The organism is Streptomyces noursei ATCC 11455 (assembly GCF_001704275.1).
GTDB classification, from domain to species: domain Bacteria; phylum Actinomycetota; class Actinomycetes; order Streptomycetales; family Streptomycetaceae; genus Streptomyces; species Streptomyces noursei.
Genome location: NZ_CP011533.1, coordinates 7,296,051 through 7,312,517, shown reverse-complemented (window position 1 = coordinate 7,312,517; position 16,467 = coordinate 7,296,051). Strand labels below are relative to the sequence as shown.

Here is a 16,467-nt window from a genome sequence, read left to right as displayed (position 1 = left end):
CCGGCCGGGTCAGGGCGCGCGCCGGGTCAGCCCCAGCAGATCGCGGGCCGGTCCCACCGGGCGCTGGCCGGCCGGCCACACCGCGCGCAGCTCCCGGCCCAGCCGCAGCGCGCGCACCGGGACCTGCACCAGCCGGCCGGCGGTCAGCTCCTCGCGGACCGCCAGCTCGCTCACCACGGACGGGGCCGCCTCGCTGACCACCGCCGACTTCACCGCGGTGGTCGAGGCCAGCTCCAGCAGCGGCTCGGCCAGCCCGCCCGCCTCGGCCAGTGCCGCGTCCAGCACCTGGCGGGTGCCCGAGCCGCGCTCGCGCAGGATCAGCGGTGTGGCGGCCAGCTCGACGGCGGTCAGTTCGGTGCGCCGCCGGGCCCAGGGGTGGGACGGCGCGGCCACCACGATCAGCCGGTCGTGGCCGATCACCGCGCCGTCCAGCCCCGCCGGGACCTCCAACCCCTCCACGAAGCCGAGGTCCGCCTCGCCCGCCAGCAGCCGCTCGGCGACCACCCGGGAGTTCCCGGCCAGCAGCGACACGGCCGTCCCCGGGCGCTGGGCGCGCAGCGCGATCAGCCAGCCGGGCAGCAGGTACTCGGCGATCGTCATGCTGGCCGCGACCCGCAGCCGGGAGTCGCGCCGCCCGCGCAGCGCCTGGGTGCCGGCGTCGAACGCCTCGGCGGCCTCCACCACCCGGCGCGCCCAGTCGGTGACCAGCACCCCGGCGTCGGTGAGCCGGGAGCCGCGCGGCGACCGCTCGACCAGCGCCACCCCCAACTGCCGCTCCATGGACCGGATCCGGCTGCTGGCGGCCGGCTGGGTGATGCCCAGTGTGCGGGCGGCCCGGCCCAGACTGCCGAGCCGGGCGACGGCGAGCAGCAGCTCCAGCGCCCCGAGGTCGGGCACCCGGTGGTGCAGCGGCACCCCGGCGTCCGGCGGCTCGACCGGCCGCCCCTTGCTCTCCCCACTCATAACCCCAGCTTATGCCCTCATAGAAACAAGATCTCTGGTGGGCACGCCGCGCTCCGCCGAACCTGGAGACATGCCAACGCTCGCCCCCACCCCGTCCCGGAACCCCGCCACCAGCGGCGGCTCCCCCGGCACCGGCCCCTCGGTCCGTCACCTCGGCCCGAACTGGTACGCCGCCGTCATGGGCACCGCGATCGTCGCCAACGCCGGCGCGACGCTGCCGCTCGCCGCCCCCGGCCTCCGCACGGCCTACCGGGTGGTCTGGGCGCTGTCGGCGCTGATGCTGCTCACCCTGTTGGCCGCCCGCACCGTCCACTGGATCCGCCACCGCGACCAGGCCCGCCGCCACCTGCTCGACCCGACCGTCGCCCCGTTCTACGGGTGCCTGTCCATGGCGCTGCTCGCGGTCGGCGGCGGCACCCTGGCGGTCGGCAAGGACGTGCTCGGCGAGCCCGCCGCGGTCGCCGCCGACGCGGTGCTGTGGTCCGTCGGAACCCTGGTCGGCCTGGCCGCCGCCGCGGGCATCCCGTACCTGATGGTGGTCCGGCACCGGATCACCGAGGGCAGCGCCTCACCGGTGTGGCTGCTGCCGCTGGTCGCCCCGATGGTCTCGGCCGCGCTGGGCCCCGCACTGGTGCCGCACCTGCCGCCCGGCCAGCCGCGCGAGACGCTGCTGCTGGGGTGCTACGCGCTCTTCGGTATGTCGCTGCTGATGACCGTGCTGGTGCTGCCGCTGGTGCTCAGCCGGCTGATCCACCACGGGCCGCTGCCGCTCGCCCTCACCCCCACCCTCTTCCTCGTCCTCGGTCCGCTGGGCCAGTCCACCACCGCCGTCAACAACCTCGCCGACGCCGCCCCCGGCGTCGTCGTCCCCTCGTACGCGCACGCCATGAGCGCCTTCGCGGTGCTCTACGGGGTGCCGGTGCTGGGCTTCGCGCTGCTGTGGCTGGTGCTGGCGACGGCGCTGGTGGTGCGCGCGGTCCGCCACGGCATGGGCTTCGCGATGACCTGGTGGGGCTTCACCTTCCCCCTCGGCACCTGTGTCACCGGCGCCGCCGGCCTGGCCCGGCACACCGGGCTGACGGCCTTCGGCTGGCTCGCGACGGCGCTGTTCGCGCTCCTGGTCATCGCGGTCGTGGTGGCCGGCACGCGCACCGCCCACGGCCTGCTGCGCGGCACCCTGCTGGCCCCGCCGCCCGCCGCGGCGCCCCGCCGGACGGCGGCCTGACGGCTCAGGGGCCGGTGCCGCGGAGCAGCGCCGGCCCGTCCAGGGCCGCCGCCAGCACCTTCGGCGCCTCCACCAACGAGGGCCCGTACCAGGTCAGATGGCGCCCGCTGAGCAGTGCGGCGGGCAGCCCGGGGAACGCCTCGGGCCCGTCCTGTGCGGTGAAGCGGTAGGGCTCGTCGGGCAGCACGACCAGGTCCGCCGACGTGGAACGGAGGTCCTCCAGCGGGATCCGCGGATACCGCTCGGCGTGCCCGGCGTGGACGTTGCGCACCCCGAGCCGGGCCAGCACGTCCCCGGCGAAGGTGTCCCGCCCCAACACCATCCAGGGCCGCCGCCAGATCGGCACCACCGCGGCCCGCTCCGGCGGCCCGCTCGGCAGCGCCCGCCATGCCTCCTCGGCGGCGTCCAACCACCCGGGCCGAGCCAGCCCGCAGCCCTCCACCAGCACCCGCGCCAGCTCCCGGAACGCCTGCTCCAGGGTGCGGACCTCGGTGACCATGACGGTCAGCCCCGCGGCCCGCAGCGCGTCGAGGTCCTGCGGACGGTTCTCCTCCTCATTGGCGAGCACCAGATCCGGCGCCAGACGGGCGATCCGTTCGGTATCGGGGTTCTTGGTCCCACCGATCCGCACGACGTCCAGCCCCACCGGATGACTGCACCAGTCGGTCGCCCCGACCACCGTCCCCGGCGCACTCACCGCCACCGCCTCGGTCAACGACGGCACCAGCGACACCACCCGCAGCCCCATCCCCCCACCGTACGCGCCCACCACACCACTCACGCCAGCCCCCACCCACCGTCTTTCCCACCCACTTCGGGAGGTGACGGGCCCAACAACCCCGCGCCGCAGGCGCACAAGGCAAACCCCCACGGCGGGACAGCCGACAACGCGGGAGGCGGCCGGCCGCAGGCCCACGGCGGGAAACCCGACAACGTGGGAGGTCAACCAAGCGCAGCGGCCCCCTTCCGCCGCAGCCGATACGCCGCCCCACCCGCCACCGCCAACAGCGCCAACCCCCCGATCACCTGCGCCGCGCCGACGGAGTCGGCCCGCCCCTCGGTCACCGTCACGCTGTCGACGTGCCGGGCCCCGCCGCGCCCGCACTCGATGGTCACCTGGTAGCGACCCGGCGCCACCTCCTGGCCGACCCGGACCTCCGCGGCCATTCCCCGGACGCCGGGCCGCAGCGCCACCGCCCCGAACAGCTCCGAGGCCGCGGTGGCGTGCCGGATCGGCCCGCACCATCCACCGTCGTTGATGCTGACCCGCTCGCCGGCCACCACCGGATCGGGCTCGGCCGTGGCCCGGGCCGCCGGTGCGGCCAGGGTGACCGCGAGGAGGCCGAGCAGCACGGCGGCGGTCGGTCGGGCAGGGTTCACGGTCGGCTCCCGGGCCGGCCGCGGCCACTGTGGCCGCCGAGGACGGACACCGGCACAGGGCGAGCGAACCACCGACCGGCCCGCCGGGCCAGGCGGACGCGCCCAGTCAGGTGGCGGGCCGCCGCCACCGCGTCCGGGAACGACGGCGCGCCCCGCCACCGGCCGTTGCCGGGGCGGGGCGCGCCGCCATGTGCCCGTGGTCCGGGGCTACTTCACCGGTGCCATCTTGTCCACGATGCCCGGGTGGTCGTCGATCCACTTCTCGACGCCCTTGTCCTCGTTGCCCTTTCCGGCGTCCTGGATGTCCTGCTCCAGGCTGCCGAGCTCGTCGGGCGTCATCTTCCAGTTCTTCAGCCAGCCGTGGAACTCCGGGAACTTGTCCGGGAAGCTCTTGTTGGCGAGCGTCTTGATCTGGTTGTTGGCGCCCCAGGTGCCCTTGGGGTCGGCGAGCTTGGTGAGCTGGTACTTGCTGTACGCCCAGTGCGGCGACCACAGGACGACCGCGATCGGCTCCTTCTTGTGGTACGCCCGGTCCAGTTCCGCGAGCATCGCGCTGGTGCCGGCCGAGGTGACCTCGAAGTCCGTCAGGCCGTAGGCGGGCAGCACGGTGCTCTTCAGGCGCTGCATCTCGCCGGTGCCCGGCTCGATGCCGATGATCTTGCCCTGGAACTCGTCCTTGTGCTTCCGCAGGTCGTCCATCGTCTTGACGTCCTTGACGTACGACGGGACCGCGATCTCCAACGAGGTCTTGTCGTACCAGGCACCGACGTCGACCAGATCGTCCTTGTACCTGTCCCAGTACTGCTTCTGGGCGATCGGCAGCCAGCCGTCGGTCTCCACGTCGATCTGGCCGGTGGACAGGCCGGTCCACATCGGTCCGACGTCGAGGTTGCGCAGGTCGGGGTGGTAGCCGCGCTTCTCCAGGACGTTCTTCCACAGGTAGGCGGTGGCGATGCCCTCGTCCCACGCCGGGTAGCCGATGTGGGGGGCCTTGCCCGCGTCCTCGCCCTTGGCGTAGGTGGCGTGCGCGGACGGGGCGATCTTCTCGACCAGGCCCGGGTTCTTCTTCAGCCAGGTGCGGACGCCGTCCTGCTCATGGCCCTCACCGGCCGACTTGATGTCGTTCTCCAGGCTGGTGAGCTGCTTCTCGTCGAGATGGAAGTTCTTCATCCACTTCGCGACCTCGGGCAGGTCCTTGCCGAAGCCCTTGCGGCCGATCAGGTGCAGGCCGTCGCCGGAGCCGAAGGAGCCCTTGGGGTCCTTGAGCTTGGTGAGCTGGTACTTGTCGTACGCCCAGTGCGGGGACCACAGGGTGACCGCGATCGGCTTCTTGGTGTGGATGGCGCGGTCCAGCTCGCTCAGCATGGAGGCGGTGCTGGACTCCTGCACCTGGTACTCGCCGCCGAGGCCGTAGTCCTTGAGGACCTTGTCCTTGAGGATCTTCATCTCGCCGGCGCCCGGCTCGATGCCGGTGATCCTGCCGCCGAACTCGGCGGCCCTGCCCTTGAGGTCGTCGAGCGTCCTGACGTCCTTGACGTACGACGGGACCGCGATCTCCAGCGAGGTCTTGTCGTACCAGGTGCCGAGGTCCTCCAGCTTGTCCTTGTACTTGTTCCAGTACTCGGCGTGGGTGACCGGCAGCCAGGCGTTGGTCTGGACGTCGATGTCGCCGCGGGCCTGCCCGGCGAAGAGCGGGCCGGCCTCCAGCGCCTGGACCTTGGGCTTGTAGCCGCGCTGCTCCAGGATCTCCTTCCAGAGGTAGGTGGTGGCCTTGCCCTCGTCCCAGTTGACGTAGCCCAGGGTGATCGGCTTGCCGTTGCCGCCGGACCCGGCGCCGCCGCCCTTGTTCAGGTAGCTCATCCCGCCGGCCAGCAGCGCCAGGACGACGACGCCGACCATGGCCACCGAGGTCGCCGGCCGCCAGTGCAGGAACTTCCATCCGCCCAGCGCCGCCTGCGCCTTGGCCAGCGCCCGCCGGCCGAGCGGCGAGACCCGCTGGTTGAGCGCGCCGGTCATCCGGTCCAGGTACATGGCGAGGATGACCACGGCGAGGCCGGCCTCGGCGCCCAGGGCCACGTTGACCGAGCTGATGGCGTTGTAGACGGAGGCGCCCAGGCCGCCGCCGCCGACCATGCCGGCGATCACGACCATGGACAGCGCGAGCATGATGACCTGGTTGATTCCGGCCATGATCGTGGGCAGCGCCAGCGGCAGCTGCACCCGCAGGAGGGTGCGCCGCGGGTGGGTGCCGAACGCCTCGGCCGCCTCGACCAGTTCCTCGTCCACCTGCCGGATGCCCAGCTCGGTCATCCGCACCGCGGGCGGCATGGAGAAGACGATGGTGGCGACGATGCCGGGGACGACACCGAGGCCGAAGAAGAGGATGCCGGGGATGAGGTAGACCATCGCCGGCATGGTCTGCATCAGGTCCAGCACGGGGCGCAACACCCCGCCGACGACCTTGCTGCGGGCCGCCCAGATGCCCAGCGGCACCGCGACCACGATGGTGATCAGACAGGCCACCAGCACCAGCGAGAGCGACTCGATGGTCGGGTTCCACTGCTGGACGGAGTCGATCAGCGCGAAGCCGAGGAAGGTGAGCACCGCGGCCGGCAGCCCGCGCAGCCACCAGGCGAGCACCGCCAGGATGCCCGCGAGGATCAGCGGTTCGGGGGCCGCGAGGACGGTGTGGATGGCGTTGTAGAGGCCGTTCAGGACCGTGGTGATGAGGTTGAACAGCCAGTCGAGGTTGTCCCGCAGCCAGTTGACGGCGTCGTTGGCCCAACTGCCTATCTGGATCCTAGGCATCGGCGGCCACCGTCCCCTCGGTCGCGGTCCCGGTCGTGGCGGCGGACCCGGACCGGGTCGGCACGGCGGGAGCCGGTCGGCCCGGCTCGCCGAGGACGGCGAGCAGCCGCTCGGCGGTGACCGCGCCGGCCAGTTCGCCGCGCTCGTCGGTGACCGCGACCGGTACGCCGCTGGCCGAACAGGCGCTGAACAGCTCGACGAGCGGGGTCTCGGTGTCGACGGTGGCGGGCGCGGCGGCCCGGAACTCGGCGGCGGTGCCGAGCTTCGTGCCGTCCGGGCAGGTCATGCCGAGGACGGTGCCGACCTCCGCCATGACCGCACCGGCGGTCAGCACCCGACTGCGGTCCACGTCCTGGATGAAGGAGGCGACATAGTCGTTGGCGGGCCGGACGAGGATGTCCTCGGCGCTGCCGGTCTGGACGATCCGGCCGTCGCGCATGACCGCGATCCGGTCGCCGAGCCGCATCGCCTCGTTGAGGTCGTGGGTGATGAAGACGATGGTCTTCTTCAGCGTCTTCTGGAGCTCCAGCAGCTGGTCCTGCATGTCGCGGCGGATCAGCGGGTCGAGCGCGCTGAACGACTCGTCCATCAGCAGCAGATCGGCGTCGGTGGCCAGCGCGCGGGCCAGGCCGACCCGCTGCTGCATGCCGCCGGAGAGCTCGTCCGGCCAGGACTTCTCCCAGCCCTTGAGCCCGGCGAGTTCCAGCGCCTGGGTCGCGCGCCGCTCCCGCTCGGCACGCGCCACGCCCTGGACCTCCAGACCGTAGGCGGCGTTCTCCAGCACGCTGCGGTGCGGGAAGAGCGCGAAGTGCTGGAAGACCATGGAGATCTTCCGGGACCGGACGGTGCGCAGCTCCTTGTCGCTGAGCGAGGTGAGGTCCTGGCCGTCGAAGCGGACGGTGCCCGAGGTCGGTTCCAGCAGCCCGTTCAGCATGCGCAGCAGCGTGGACTTGCCGGATCCGGACAGACCCATGACGACGAAGATCTGGCCCTCGTCCACCTCGATGGAGGCGTCGATCACCGCGGCGGTGGTGCCTTCGGCCCGCAACTCGCCCCGGCCGGCGCCGGCCTGGAGTTTGCGGACCGCGTCCTCGGGTCGTCTGCCGAACACCTTGTACAGGTGCTCGGCTTGCAGCCTGGACACATATACCTCTCTTGTCGCACGAGAAACGACCCGCCACCCCGCAGGGGCCGTCCGCTGGGTCGGCAGGTCGTGGTGCGGGACGAGTTCCGCTCGTCGTCACCGGCGGTGTGGGGAAATGTCCGGCCGGGCCCGCTCCGGCTGCGCGCCTGCCCGGCTTTTTAGGGCTCAAACACATCGGTGATTCAGCTCACAACGCAGGCACGTTTGGGGCATACGGCATCATGCGGGGTGTGACTCGACGCCTGATGCTCCTCGACACCGCCTCCCTGTACTTCCGCGCCTATTTCGGGGTACCGGAATCGGTCAAAGCCCCGGACGGCACCCCGGTGAACGCGGTGCGCGGACTGCTGGACTTCATCGCCCGGCTCGTCCAGGACCACCACCCCGACGACCTGGTCGCCTGCATGGACTTCGACTGGCGCCCCCAGTGGCGGGTCGACCTGATCCCCTCCTACAAGGCGCACCGGGTCGCCGAGGAAGCCCCCGCGGGCTCGGCCGCGCCCGACGCGGAAGAGATCCCGGACACCCTCTCCCCGCAGGTCCCGGTGATCGAGGAGGTGCTCGACGCGCTGGGCATCGCCCGGATCGGCGCCGCGGGCTACGAGGCCGACGACGTCATCGGCACCCTGACCGCGCGGGCGAAGGGCCCGGTCGACATCGTCACCGGCGACCGCGACCTCTTCCAGCTCGTCGACGACGCCCGCGGCATCCGCGTCCTGTACCCCCTCAAGGGCGTCGGCACCCTCCAACTCACCGACGGGGCGCTGCTGCACGAGAAGTACGGCGTGGACGGCCCCGGCTACGCGGACCTGGCGCTGCTGCGCGGCGACCCCAGCGACGGCCTGCCGGGCGTCCCGGGCGTCGGCGAGAAGACCGCCGCCAAGCTGCTGGACGCCTACGGCGACCTGGCCGGGATCATCGCCGCCGCCGAGGACCCGTCCTCCAAGATCACCCCGGCGCAGCGCAAGCGGCTCACCGAGGCGCGCCCCTATCTGGCGGTGGCCCCGAAGGTGGTCCGGGTGGCGACCGACGTCCCGGTGCCGGACGTCGACCATGCGCTGCCGGACGAGCCGGCCGACCCGGAGCGGCTGGAGGCGCTGGCCGCACAGTGGGGTCTGGGCGGCGCATTGCAGCGGTTGTTGGTCACACTGCGACGGTGACCTGTTAGGTTAGGTAAACCTAACCGGCGGTGCCGCCCGCAAGCGCGCCCGCCCTCGACCGCGTCAGGGGAGACGACCGTGGCAGCAGAGCGACCGGCCCGCAGCACGCCCACACTGCACCGCGCCCGGGTGCGGCGTACCGAGCGGCTCACCCCGCACATGATGCGGGTCGTCCTGGGCGGCGAGGGACTGGCCGCGTTCGACGCGGGCACCTACACCGACCACTACGTCAAGCTGGTCTTCCCGCTGCCGCACGTCAGCTACCCCGAGCCCTTCGACATGGGCCGCATCCGGGCCGAGCTGCCGCGCGACCAGTGGCCCCGGACGCGCACGTACACCGTGCGCGCCTGGGACCCGGCAGCGCGCGAGCTGACCGTGGACTTCGTCGTCCACGGCGACACGGGGCTGGCCGGGCCGTGGGCGTTGGCCGCCCGGCCGGGTGACGAGATCACGTTCCTCGGCCCCGGCGGCGCCTACGCCCCGGACACCACCGCCGACTGGCACCTGCTGGCCGGCGACGAGAGCGCCCTGCCGGCCATCGCCGCCGCACTGGCCGGGATGCCGGCGGACGCGGTGGGGCACGCCTTCGTCGAGGTCGCCGACGCCGAGGAGCGGCAGGAGCTGACCGCGCCGCCCGGCGTGACGGTCAGCTGGCTGTTCCGCGGCGCCGCCCCGGTCGGCCGCGAACTGGTCTCCGCCGTACGGGCGCTCACGTTCCCCCCGGGCCGGGTCCAGGCGTTCGTGCACGGCGAGGCGGGCTGCGTGAAGGAGCTGCGCAAGCTGCTCCGCGTCGAGCACGCCGTCCCCCGCGAGGCGCTGTCGATCTCCGGCTACTGGCGCACCGGCCACGACGAGGACGGCTGGCAGGCCGGCAAGCGCGCCTGGAACGACCAGGTGGAGGCGGAGCAGGAGCCCGCGGCGGCGGCCTGACGCTCCATCACATCGAGGGCGGCGCGACCCAGGACGGGTCGGCGCCGCCCTTCTCCGTCCCCTCGTCCGCGGCGTCCCGCGCCACCGGTCGGCCCTCCCCGTGCTCCTCGTACCGCCGCGCCGAGCGGTCCACGTGCGCCAACCGCCGCAGCGCGGTGAGCACCGCGTCGCCCAGGACGGTCCCCACCACCACGCTCTCCACCAGCTCCTCCACGTCCGCGTGGCGCCCCACGTACGCCAGGTCGGCGTCGGCGATCCGCTCGCACGCCTCGGCGTAGTCGTCGAGCACCTCCACGAACGCGCCCTGCCCGAGGTCCTGGAAGGCGGCCAGCGCGACCGCCATCGCCTCGGCGGCCGGGTGGTCCTCCTCGGCCAGCCAGCCGCGCCGACGGATCAGCTCCGCGACCGTCCGACGGGCCCGCGGCAGCCCCTCCGGGCGGCCGGGCGGCACCGGGGTGATCGCGTCGTGCGCCGCCCCGAGCACCTTGTGCACCGACTCTCCCGGCGCGTCGACGGCGGCCAGCACCTCGCGCACCGTCGCGACCGAGAGCCCGCCGACGTCGATCAGCCCGCGGATCAGCCGCAGCCTGCGGACGTGACTCTCGTCGTAGCTGGCCTGGTTGGGGCTGGTGAGCCGGCCCGCGGGCAACAGCCCCTCGCGGACGTAGAACTTGATCGTCGGGACCGCCACGCCCGTCTCACGGCTCAACTCGCCAATGCGCATCCGACGCCCTCTTCCTCCCGGACCCCGGTCCCGGGATCCGCGTGTTCCGGAATGTCCGGGCGCCCCACCAACCACCCGGTCTTGTCAATCGACCTCTCATCATAGATAGTCGCACTATCAGATAGTGGAGAGCATCGCTATCCATAGTGCAACTATCCGCTGTTTCTCCGGGGGTTCCGTGCGCATGTCCAGATACCGTTCACTGCTCGGCTTCTCATGGGCGATGGCCGCACTGGCCGTGGTCGCGGCGATCGGGATGATCGTCGACGACCGCGTTCTGGTCGGCGCGCCGATCTGGTTCAAACCGCTGAAGTTCGCGGTGTCGTTCGCCGCCTACGGGCTGACGCTGGCCTGGATGCTGTCCCGCCGCCCCGCCCCGAGCCGGGCCGGCACCCGGGCCGCGCACACCGTCGTGGTCGCCGGCCTGATCGAGATGGCGATCATCGTCGGCCAGACGTTGCGCGGCCGGCGCAGTCACTTCAACATCGAAACCCCGCTGGACCGGGCCCTGTTCCTGGTCATGGGCGGCACCATCATCGCCCTGTGGACCGCCACCCTGGTCATCGCGGTGCTGCTGTTCCGGGCCCGGCTGGGCGACCGCGCCACGACCTGGGCGATCCGGCTCGGCGCACTGATCGCCCTGGCCGGACTGCTGCTCGGCGGGCTGATGGTGACACCCACCCCCGAGCAGCAGGCCCAGCGGGCCGCGGGCCTCGCACCCGCCCTCATCGGCGCGCACAGCGTCGGCGTCCCCGACGGCGGCCCGGCCATGCCGCTGACCGGCTGGAACACGGACGGCGGCGATCTGCGCATCCCGCACTTCGTCGGCATGCACGCCCTCCAGGCCCTGCCGCTCTTCCTCTACGCGATCGAGGCGCTGGCCCGCCGCGGCGCCCGACTGCGCGACGAGCGGGTCCGGCTGCGGCTGGTGCTCACCGCCGCCGGTTTCCTCACCGGGCTGCTCGCGCTGGTGACCTGGCAGGCACTGCGCGGCCAGGCCCTGATCCACCCCGACGCGGTCACCCTCACCGCGCTGACCGCCCTCGTCGTCGCCACCACGGCCGGTGGCTGCGCGGCGCTCCGCCGTTCCCCCACTGCCACCGCCACTGCCACCGCCACCGCCACCGAACAGACCCACCGCACAACGGAGTCGACCCGATGACCGACCGCACCCTGTTCAGTCTCGCCTTCACCCTCGCGGCCCCGTTCTGGGCCCTGCTGATCCTCGCGCCCGGCCGCCGCTGGACCGACCGGATGGCCGCCTCACCGCTGCCGATGGTGCCGGTCATCGGCGTCTACCTCGCCCTGGCGATACCGGTCCTCCCGCAGCTGTGGGCCGCGGTGAGCCGCCCGGACCTGGCCGGATTCCAGCGGCTGCTGGCCCTCGGCGGCGGCGCCGGGGCGATCTGGGCGCAGCTGATCGCCTGGGACCTCTTCCTCGGCCAGTGGATGTACCGCGAGGCGCGCACCCTGGGCATCCACCCCCTGGTGATGGGCCCGCTGCTGATCCTCACCGTCCTGCTCGCCCCCCTCGGCGTCCTGCTCTTCCTGTGCCTGCGCGGCACGCTCCGCCTACGAGGCCGGAAACGACGACCGGAGGCGTCGAACTGACGCCCCCGTCACGCAAGTTGGGGAGGCACGGGAAGCCGAGCGCGCGGCAGCAACCGGCATCCGACGGCACATGCTTTCCCGAGCAATGGTTGACGGCGCATGGACCTGCCTGTTCCACTGGCCCCATGCGACCTCAGCAACGGCTGGTCACCCGGGACCACATCGACTTCGGTCGCGTGTGGTCCGCCTCCTGTTGCCTCTGACGTCACGGTGTCGCGCCGGGCACACCGCCCCGCACACCCGCATGTCGCCCTGCCGGTATTCCCGCGCACCGCGCATGCCCTCGCATGCCCACCCACGCATGATCGACGAGAAGACGAGGCCGCACCCATGCCTGTCGAGTTCCTCGGCATAGCCGCCACCCACGACGGTTCCGAAGTCACCCCGCGCTCCGGCGCCTCCTTCGACAAGGACTACACCCTCCGACTCGCCCGCGCCCACGAGGAGTACGGCTGGGACCGGGTCCTGTTCGCCTACGGTTCCGGCTCCCCCGACCCCTCCCCGGCCGCCGCCTATGTCGCGGCCCGCACCGAGCGGCTCCAGCTCCTGGTGGCGCACCGCCCCAACGTCTCCTACCCGACGTTCGCCGCCAAGACCTTCGCCACGCTGGACCGGATCAGCGACGGCCGGCTCGCGGTGCACTTCATCACCGGCGGCAACGACCACGAGCAGCGCCGCGAGGGCGACACCCTCACCAAGGACGAGCGCTACGCCCGCACCCGCGAGTACATCCGGATCGTCAAGAAGGTCTGGACGAGCAAGGAGCCCTTCGACCACGAGGGCGCGCACTACCGCTTCCAGGACTTCGTCTCCGACACCTTCCCCGTACAGCAGCCGCATCCGCAGGTGTCGTTCGGCGGCTCGTCACCGGCGGCCTACGCGGCGGGCGGCGCCGAGGCGGACATCTACTGCCTGTGGGGCGAGCCGCTGGCGCAGACCGCCGAGCAGATCGCGTCGATCAAGGCGGCCGCCGCCGCGGCCGGCCGCACCGACGTACCCAGGATCCAGGTCGCCTTCCGGCCGATCATCGCGCCCACCGAGGAGCTGGCCTGGGAGAAGGCACACCACACCCTGGCCCGGATCAAGGCCCGCAAGGCGGGCGGGGCACTCAGCCGCCGCCATCCGCTGACGAGCCCTCAGAACGCCGGCTCGCAGCGGCTGTTGGCGGTGGCCGCGCAGGGCGAGCGGCACGACCGGGCGCTGTGGACGCCGACCGCGGCGGAGACCGGCGGCGCCGGCAACTCCACCGCCCTGGTCGGCACGCCGGAGACCGTCGCCCAGGCACTGCTGGACTACTACGACCTGGGCGTGACCATCCTCTCCGCACGCGGCTACGACCTGCTCGACGACGCCATCGACTTCGGACGGCAGGTCATCCCGATCGTCCGCGAGGAGGTCGCCAAGCGCGACGCCCGGCGCGGCACCGAACGGGCGGCGGAGCGCACGGCGTCCTGACCGCTGCCGCCGCGGCACCCGCCGGGCCGTGGCGTCGGAACATCCCGCTCCGACGCCACGGCCCGGCAGCCGGTCAGCCGGTCAGCCGGTCAGCCGACCGACGAGTACGCCACGACTCCGCGCAGCACCCCGTCCATCGCCTTGCGCGCGGACCGCGCCACCGTGCCCTCGGTCGGCGCCGCCGCCGCGATCTGCCCGAGGACGTCCACCAGCTGCTTGCACCAGCGGACGAAGTCGCCGGCCGGCATGTCCGCCTCGCTCAGCACCTCGTCGAGGCCGAAGCCGGAGGCCCAGCGGTACGCCGCCCAGGCGAACCCCAGATCGGGCTCGCGCTGGCCGACGCCCTCCGCCTGGCTGATCTTGTGGTCCTCCTCCAGGGCGTCCAGCCGGCCCCAGATGCGCACCATCTCCGCCAGCGCGTCCCGCGCCTTGCCGACCGGGAGCTTCGGCGCCACCGCGTCGTCCGCCTGCCGCGCCTCGTAGACCAGCGCCGAGGCGCAGGCCGCCAGCTCCGCGGGGCCGAGGTCCTCCCAGACGCCCTCCCGCAGACACTCGCTGGCCAGCAGGTCCAACTCGCCGTAGAGGCGGCCCAGTCGGCGACCCTCGTCGGTGACGGTGTCGCCCTCGAGGTAGTCCAGCTCGGTCAGCAGCGCGCAGATCCGGTCGAAAGTGCGGGCGATGGTGTTCGTCCGGCCCTCGATCCGGCGCTCCAACTGGCGGGTGTCCCGCAGCAGCCGGTGGTAGCGCTCCGCCCAGCGGGCGTGGTCCTCCCGCTCGTCGCAGCCGTGGCAGGGATGCGCGCGGATGTCCTTGCGCAGCCGGGCGACCTCGCGGTCGTCGGCCGCCTCCCCGCGCGGCTTGCGGTGCCGCGAGGGCACCAGGTGGCCGGCCTTGGTGCGCAGGGCGGACGCCAGATCGCGACGCGACTGCGGGCTGCGGGCGTTGAAGGTGCGCGGGATCCGCATCCGGTCCAGGGCCGCCACCGGCACCGGGAAGTCGATCGAAGCGAGCCGCTTGACCTGCCGCTCGGCGGTGAGGACCAGTGGCCGCGGGCCGTCGTGGGCGTCCAGGCCGCGGTGGCCGTTGGTCCGCCCGGAGGGCATACCGGGATCCAGCACCAGCGCCAGTCCGGCGTACTTGCCCGTCGGCACGTGGATGACATCGCCCGGCCGGAGCTTCTCCAGCGCCGCCGCGGCGGCCGCCCGCCGCTGGACCGCGCCCTGCTTGGCGAGTTCGGTCTCGCGGTCCTTCAACTCCCGCCGCAGCCGCGAGTACTCCTCGAAGTCGCCGAGGTGGCAGATCATCGCCTCGCGGTATCCGCCCAGGCCCTCCTCGTTCCGCTGCACCTGACGGGTGATGCCGACCACCGACCTGTCGGCCTGGAACTGCGCGAACGACATCTCCAGCAGCTCCCGCGAACGGTGCCGCCCGAACTGCGAGACGAGATTGACCGCCATGTTGTACGACGGCTTGAAGGACGAGCGCAGCGGGTACGTCCGGGTCCCGGCGAGACCGGCCAGCGCGGCCGGGTTCATCCCGCGCTGCCACAGCACCACCGCATGGCCCTCGACGTCGATCCCGCGCCGCCCCGCCCGGCCGGTCAGCTGGGTGTACTCGCCGGGGGTGATGTCGGCGTGCTGTTCGCCGTTCCACTTGACGAGCTTCTCCAACACCACCGACCGCGCGGGCATGTTGATGCCCAGCGCCAGCGTCTCGGTCGCGAAGACGGCCTTGACCAGGCCCTTGACGAACAGCTCCTCGACGACCTCCTTGAAGGTGGGCAGCATCCCGGCGTGGTGCGCCGCGATGCCCCGCTCCAGGCCCTCCAACCACTCGAAGTAGCCGAGCACGTGCAGGTCGTCGTCCGGAATGCCGGCCGTCCGGGCCTCGACTATCCGGCGGACCTTCTCCCGGGCCTCGGTGTCGTTGAGCCGCAGGCCGGAGTGGAGGCACTGCTGGACGGCCGCCTCGCAGCCGGCGCGGCTGAAGATGAAGGTGATCGCCGGCAGCAGCCCCTCGTTGTCCAGCCGGTCGATCACCTCGGGCCGGCTCGGCGTCCAGATCCGGGCGCGCTGCCGCCGCTCCCGCTCCCGGTCGGCCTCGCGCATCGTGCGGCCGCGCCGCTTGTCCCGGCCGAACGTCGGCCGGCTGCCCTCCATCCGGGCCAGCCGCTCCAGGTCGGGATTGACCTCGCGGCGGCTGCCGGTGGCACCGTCCCGCTCCTCGAAGAGGTCGTAGATCCGGCGACCGGCGAGGACGTGCTGCCACAGCGGGACCGGGCGGTGCTCGGAGACGATCACCTCGGTGTCGCCGCGGACGGTGTCCAACCAGTCGCCGAACTCCTCGGCGTTGGAGACCGTCGCCGACAGCGACACCAGCGTCACCGACTCCGGGAGGTGGATGATCACCTCTTCCCAGACGGCGCCGCGGAAGCGGTCGGAGAGGTAGTGCACCTCGTCCATGACGACATGACCCAGGCCGTTCAGCGACTGCGAACCGGCGTAGAGCATGTTGCGCAGCACCTCGGTGGTCATCACGACCACCGGGGCGTCGCCGTTGACGCTGTTGTCGCCGGTCAGCAGACCGACCTTCTCGGGACCGTAGCGCTTGACCAGGTCCTGGAACTTCTGGTTGGACAACGCCTTGATCGGCGTGGTGTAGAAACATTTTCGGCCCTGTGTCAGGGCCAGGTGGACGGCGAACTCGCCGACGATCGTCTTGCCGGATCCGGTGGGAGCGGCGACCAGCACACCCTTTCCGGCCTCCAGGGCCTGGCACGCCTCGACCTGGTACGCGTCCAGGTCGAAGTCGTACAGCTCCCGGAACGGCGCGAGTGCGGTGGCCTGCTCGGCCGCGCGGACTTTGGCGGCGGCATAGCGCTCAGCAGGGGACATGTCCTCGGTCATCGTGCTTACGAGACTACCGGCCACCTCTGACATCGACCGGATCTTTATGGCGGCCCTTTACCCTCCCGCCCGTCACCCGACCACTGCCCCCCACAGCAGCGGCCCCCGGCTCGAAGAGCGCGGGGGCCGCGAAATCCGTTCCGCGGAAGGTCACTTCAAGT

The 16,467-nt window shown here is 72.4% G+C and carries 13 protein-coding genes; 6 read left to right on the top strand and 7 right to left on the bottom strand.

Annotated features, from left to right (window positions below; genetic code table 11):
- Positions 1 to 9: 9 nt before the first annotated feature.
- Entirely contained in the window at positions 10 to 963 is a 954-nt protein-coding gene (locus tag SNOUR_RS31045; protein WP_067353602.1) for a LysR family transcriptional regulator, read from the bottom strand.
- A gap of 70 nt (positions 964 to 1,033) precedes the next feature.
- Here SNOUR_RS31045 and SNOUR_RS31040 point away from each other — a divergent pair, with 70 nt between their 5' ends.
- Positions 1,034 to 2,188, top strand: coding sequence for a TDT family transporter (locus SNOUR_RS31040; RefSeq protein WP_067353600.1), 1,155 nt, complete (start codon positions 1,034 to 1,036; stop codon positions 2,186 to 2,188).
- A gap of 4 nt (positions 2,189 to 2,192) precedes the next feature.
- On the opposite strand, the gene SNOUR_RS31035 is transcribed toward SNOUR_RS31040, so the two are convergent.
- From SNOUR_RS31035 to SNOUR_RS31020, 4 genes are all read right to left on the bottom strand, one after another.
- Positions 2,193 to 2,936: a helical backbone metal receptor gene (locus SNOUR_RS31035; protein WP_067353597.1), complete on the bottom strand. Its 744-nt coding sequence runs from the start codon at positions 2,934 to 2,936 to the stop codon at positions 2,193 to 2,195.
- Positions 2,937 to 3,130: 194 nt separating this feature from the next.
- Positions 3,131 to 3,568, bottom strand: a complete 438-nt coding sequence (locus SNOUR_RS31030) for a hypothetical protein (RefSeq protein WP_067353596.1) — start codon at positions 3,566 to 3,568, stop codon at positions 3,131 to 3,133.
- A gap of 207 nt (positions 3,569 to 3,775) precedes the next feature.
- Positions 3,776 to 6,376 carry an ABC transporter permease/substrate binding protein gene (locus SNOUR_RS31025; protein WP_067353593.1) on the bottom strand — a complete coding sequence of 867 codons (2,601 nt, stop codon included), beginning with the start codon at positions 6,374 to 6,376 and terminating at the stop codon, positions 3,776 to 3,778.
- Positions 6,369 to 7,520, bottom strand: coding sequence for a quaternary amine ABC transporter ATP-binding protein (locus tag SNOUR_RS31020; protein ID WP_067353592.1), 1,152 nt, complete (start codon positions 7,518 to 7,520; stop codon positions 6,369 to 6,371). The genes SNOUR_RS31025 and SNOUR_RS31020 overlap by 8 nt, the downstream gene beginning before the upstream one ends.
- Before the next feature lie 245 nt (positions 7,521 to 7,765).
- Between SNOUR_RS31020 and SNOUR_RS31015 the strand changes: the two genes are divergently transcribed.
- Positions 7,766 to 8,680: a 5'-3' exonuclease gene (locus tag SNOUR_RS31015; protein ID WP_067353589.1), complete on the top strand. Its 915-nt coding sequence runs from the start codon at positions 7,766 to 7,768 to the stop codon at positions 8,678 to 8,680.
- 78 nt (positions 8,681 to 8,758) lie between these two features.
- Entirely contained in the window at positions 8,759 to 9,610 is an 852-nt protein-coding gene (locus tag SNOUR_RS31010; protein ID WP_067353587.1) for a siderophore-interacting protein, read from the top strand.
- Positions 9,611 to 9,617: 7 nt separating this feature from the next.
- On the opposite strand, the gene SNOUR_RS31005 is transcribed toward SNOUR_RS31010, so the two are convergent.
- Positions 9,618 to 10,334 (bottom strand): MerR family transcriptional regulator, encoded by a 717-nt coding sequence (locus SNOUR_RS31005; protein ID WP_067353584.1) that lies wholly within the window; start codon positions 10,332 to 10,334, stop codon positions 9,618 to 9,620.
- Between the two features lie 223 nt (positions 10,335 to 10,557).
- Between SNOUR_RS31005 and SNOUR_RS31000 the strand changes: the two genes are divergently transcribed.
- The 3 genes from SNOUR_RS31000 to SNOUR_RS30990 all read left to right on the top strand — a co-directional run bounded on the left by SNOUR_RS31000 (position 10,558) and on the right by SNOUR_RS30990 (position 13,400).
- Positions 10,558 to 11,496, top strand: coding sequence for a hypothetical protein (locus SNOUR_RS31000; RefSeq protein ID WP_067353582.1), 939 nt, complete (start codon positions 10,558 to 10,560; stop codon positions 11,494 to 11,496).
- Positions 11,493 to 11,945: an ABA4-like family protein gene (locus tag SNOUR_RS30995; RefSeq protein ID WP_067353579.1), complete on the top strand. Its 453-nt coding sequence runs from the start codon at positions 11,493 to 11,495 to the stop codon at positions 11,943 to 11,945. Before SNOUR_RS31000 ends, SNOUR_RS30995 begins: the two co-directional genes overlap by 4 nt.
- Positions 11,946 to 12,275: 330 nt before the next feature.
- A complete protein-coding gene (locus tag SNOUR_RS30990) occupies positions 12,276 to 13,400 on the top strand; it encodes an LLM class flavin-dependent oxidoreductase (RefSeq protein ID WP_067353576.1) in 1,125 nt (374 codons plus the stop codon).
- 89 nt (positions 13,401 to 13,489) lie between these two features.
- Here the strand turns inward: SNOUR_RS30990 and SNOUR_RS30985 are convergent, their stop codons facing one another.
- Complete coding sequence (locus tag SNOUR_RS30985) at positions 13,490 to 16,306, bottom strand: DEAD/DEAH box helicase (RefSeq protein ID WP_067353573.1); 2,817 nt, start codon at positions 16,304 to 16,306, stop codon at positions 13,490 to 13,492.
- Between the last annotated feature and the right edge of the window lie 161 nt (positions 16,307 to 16,467).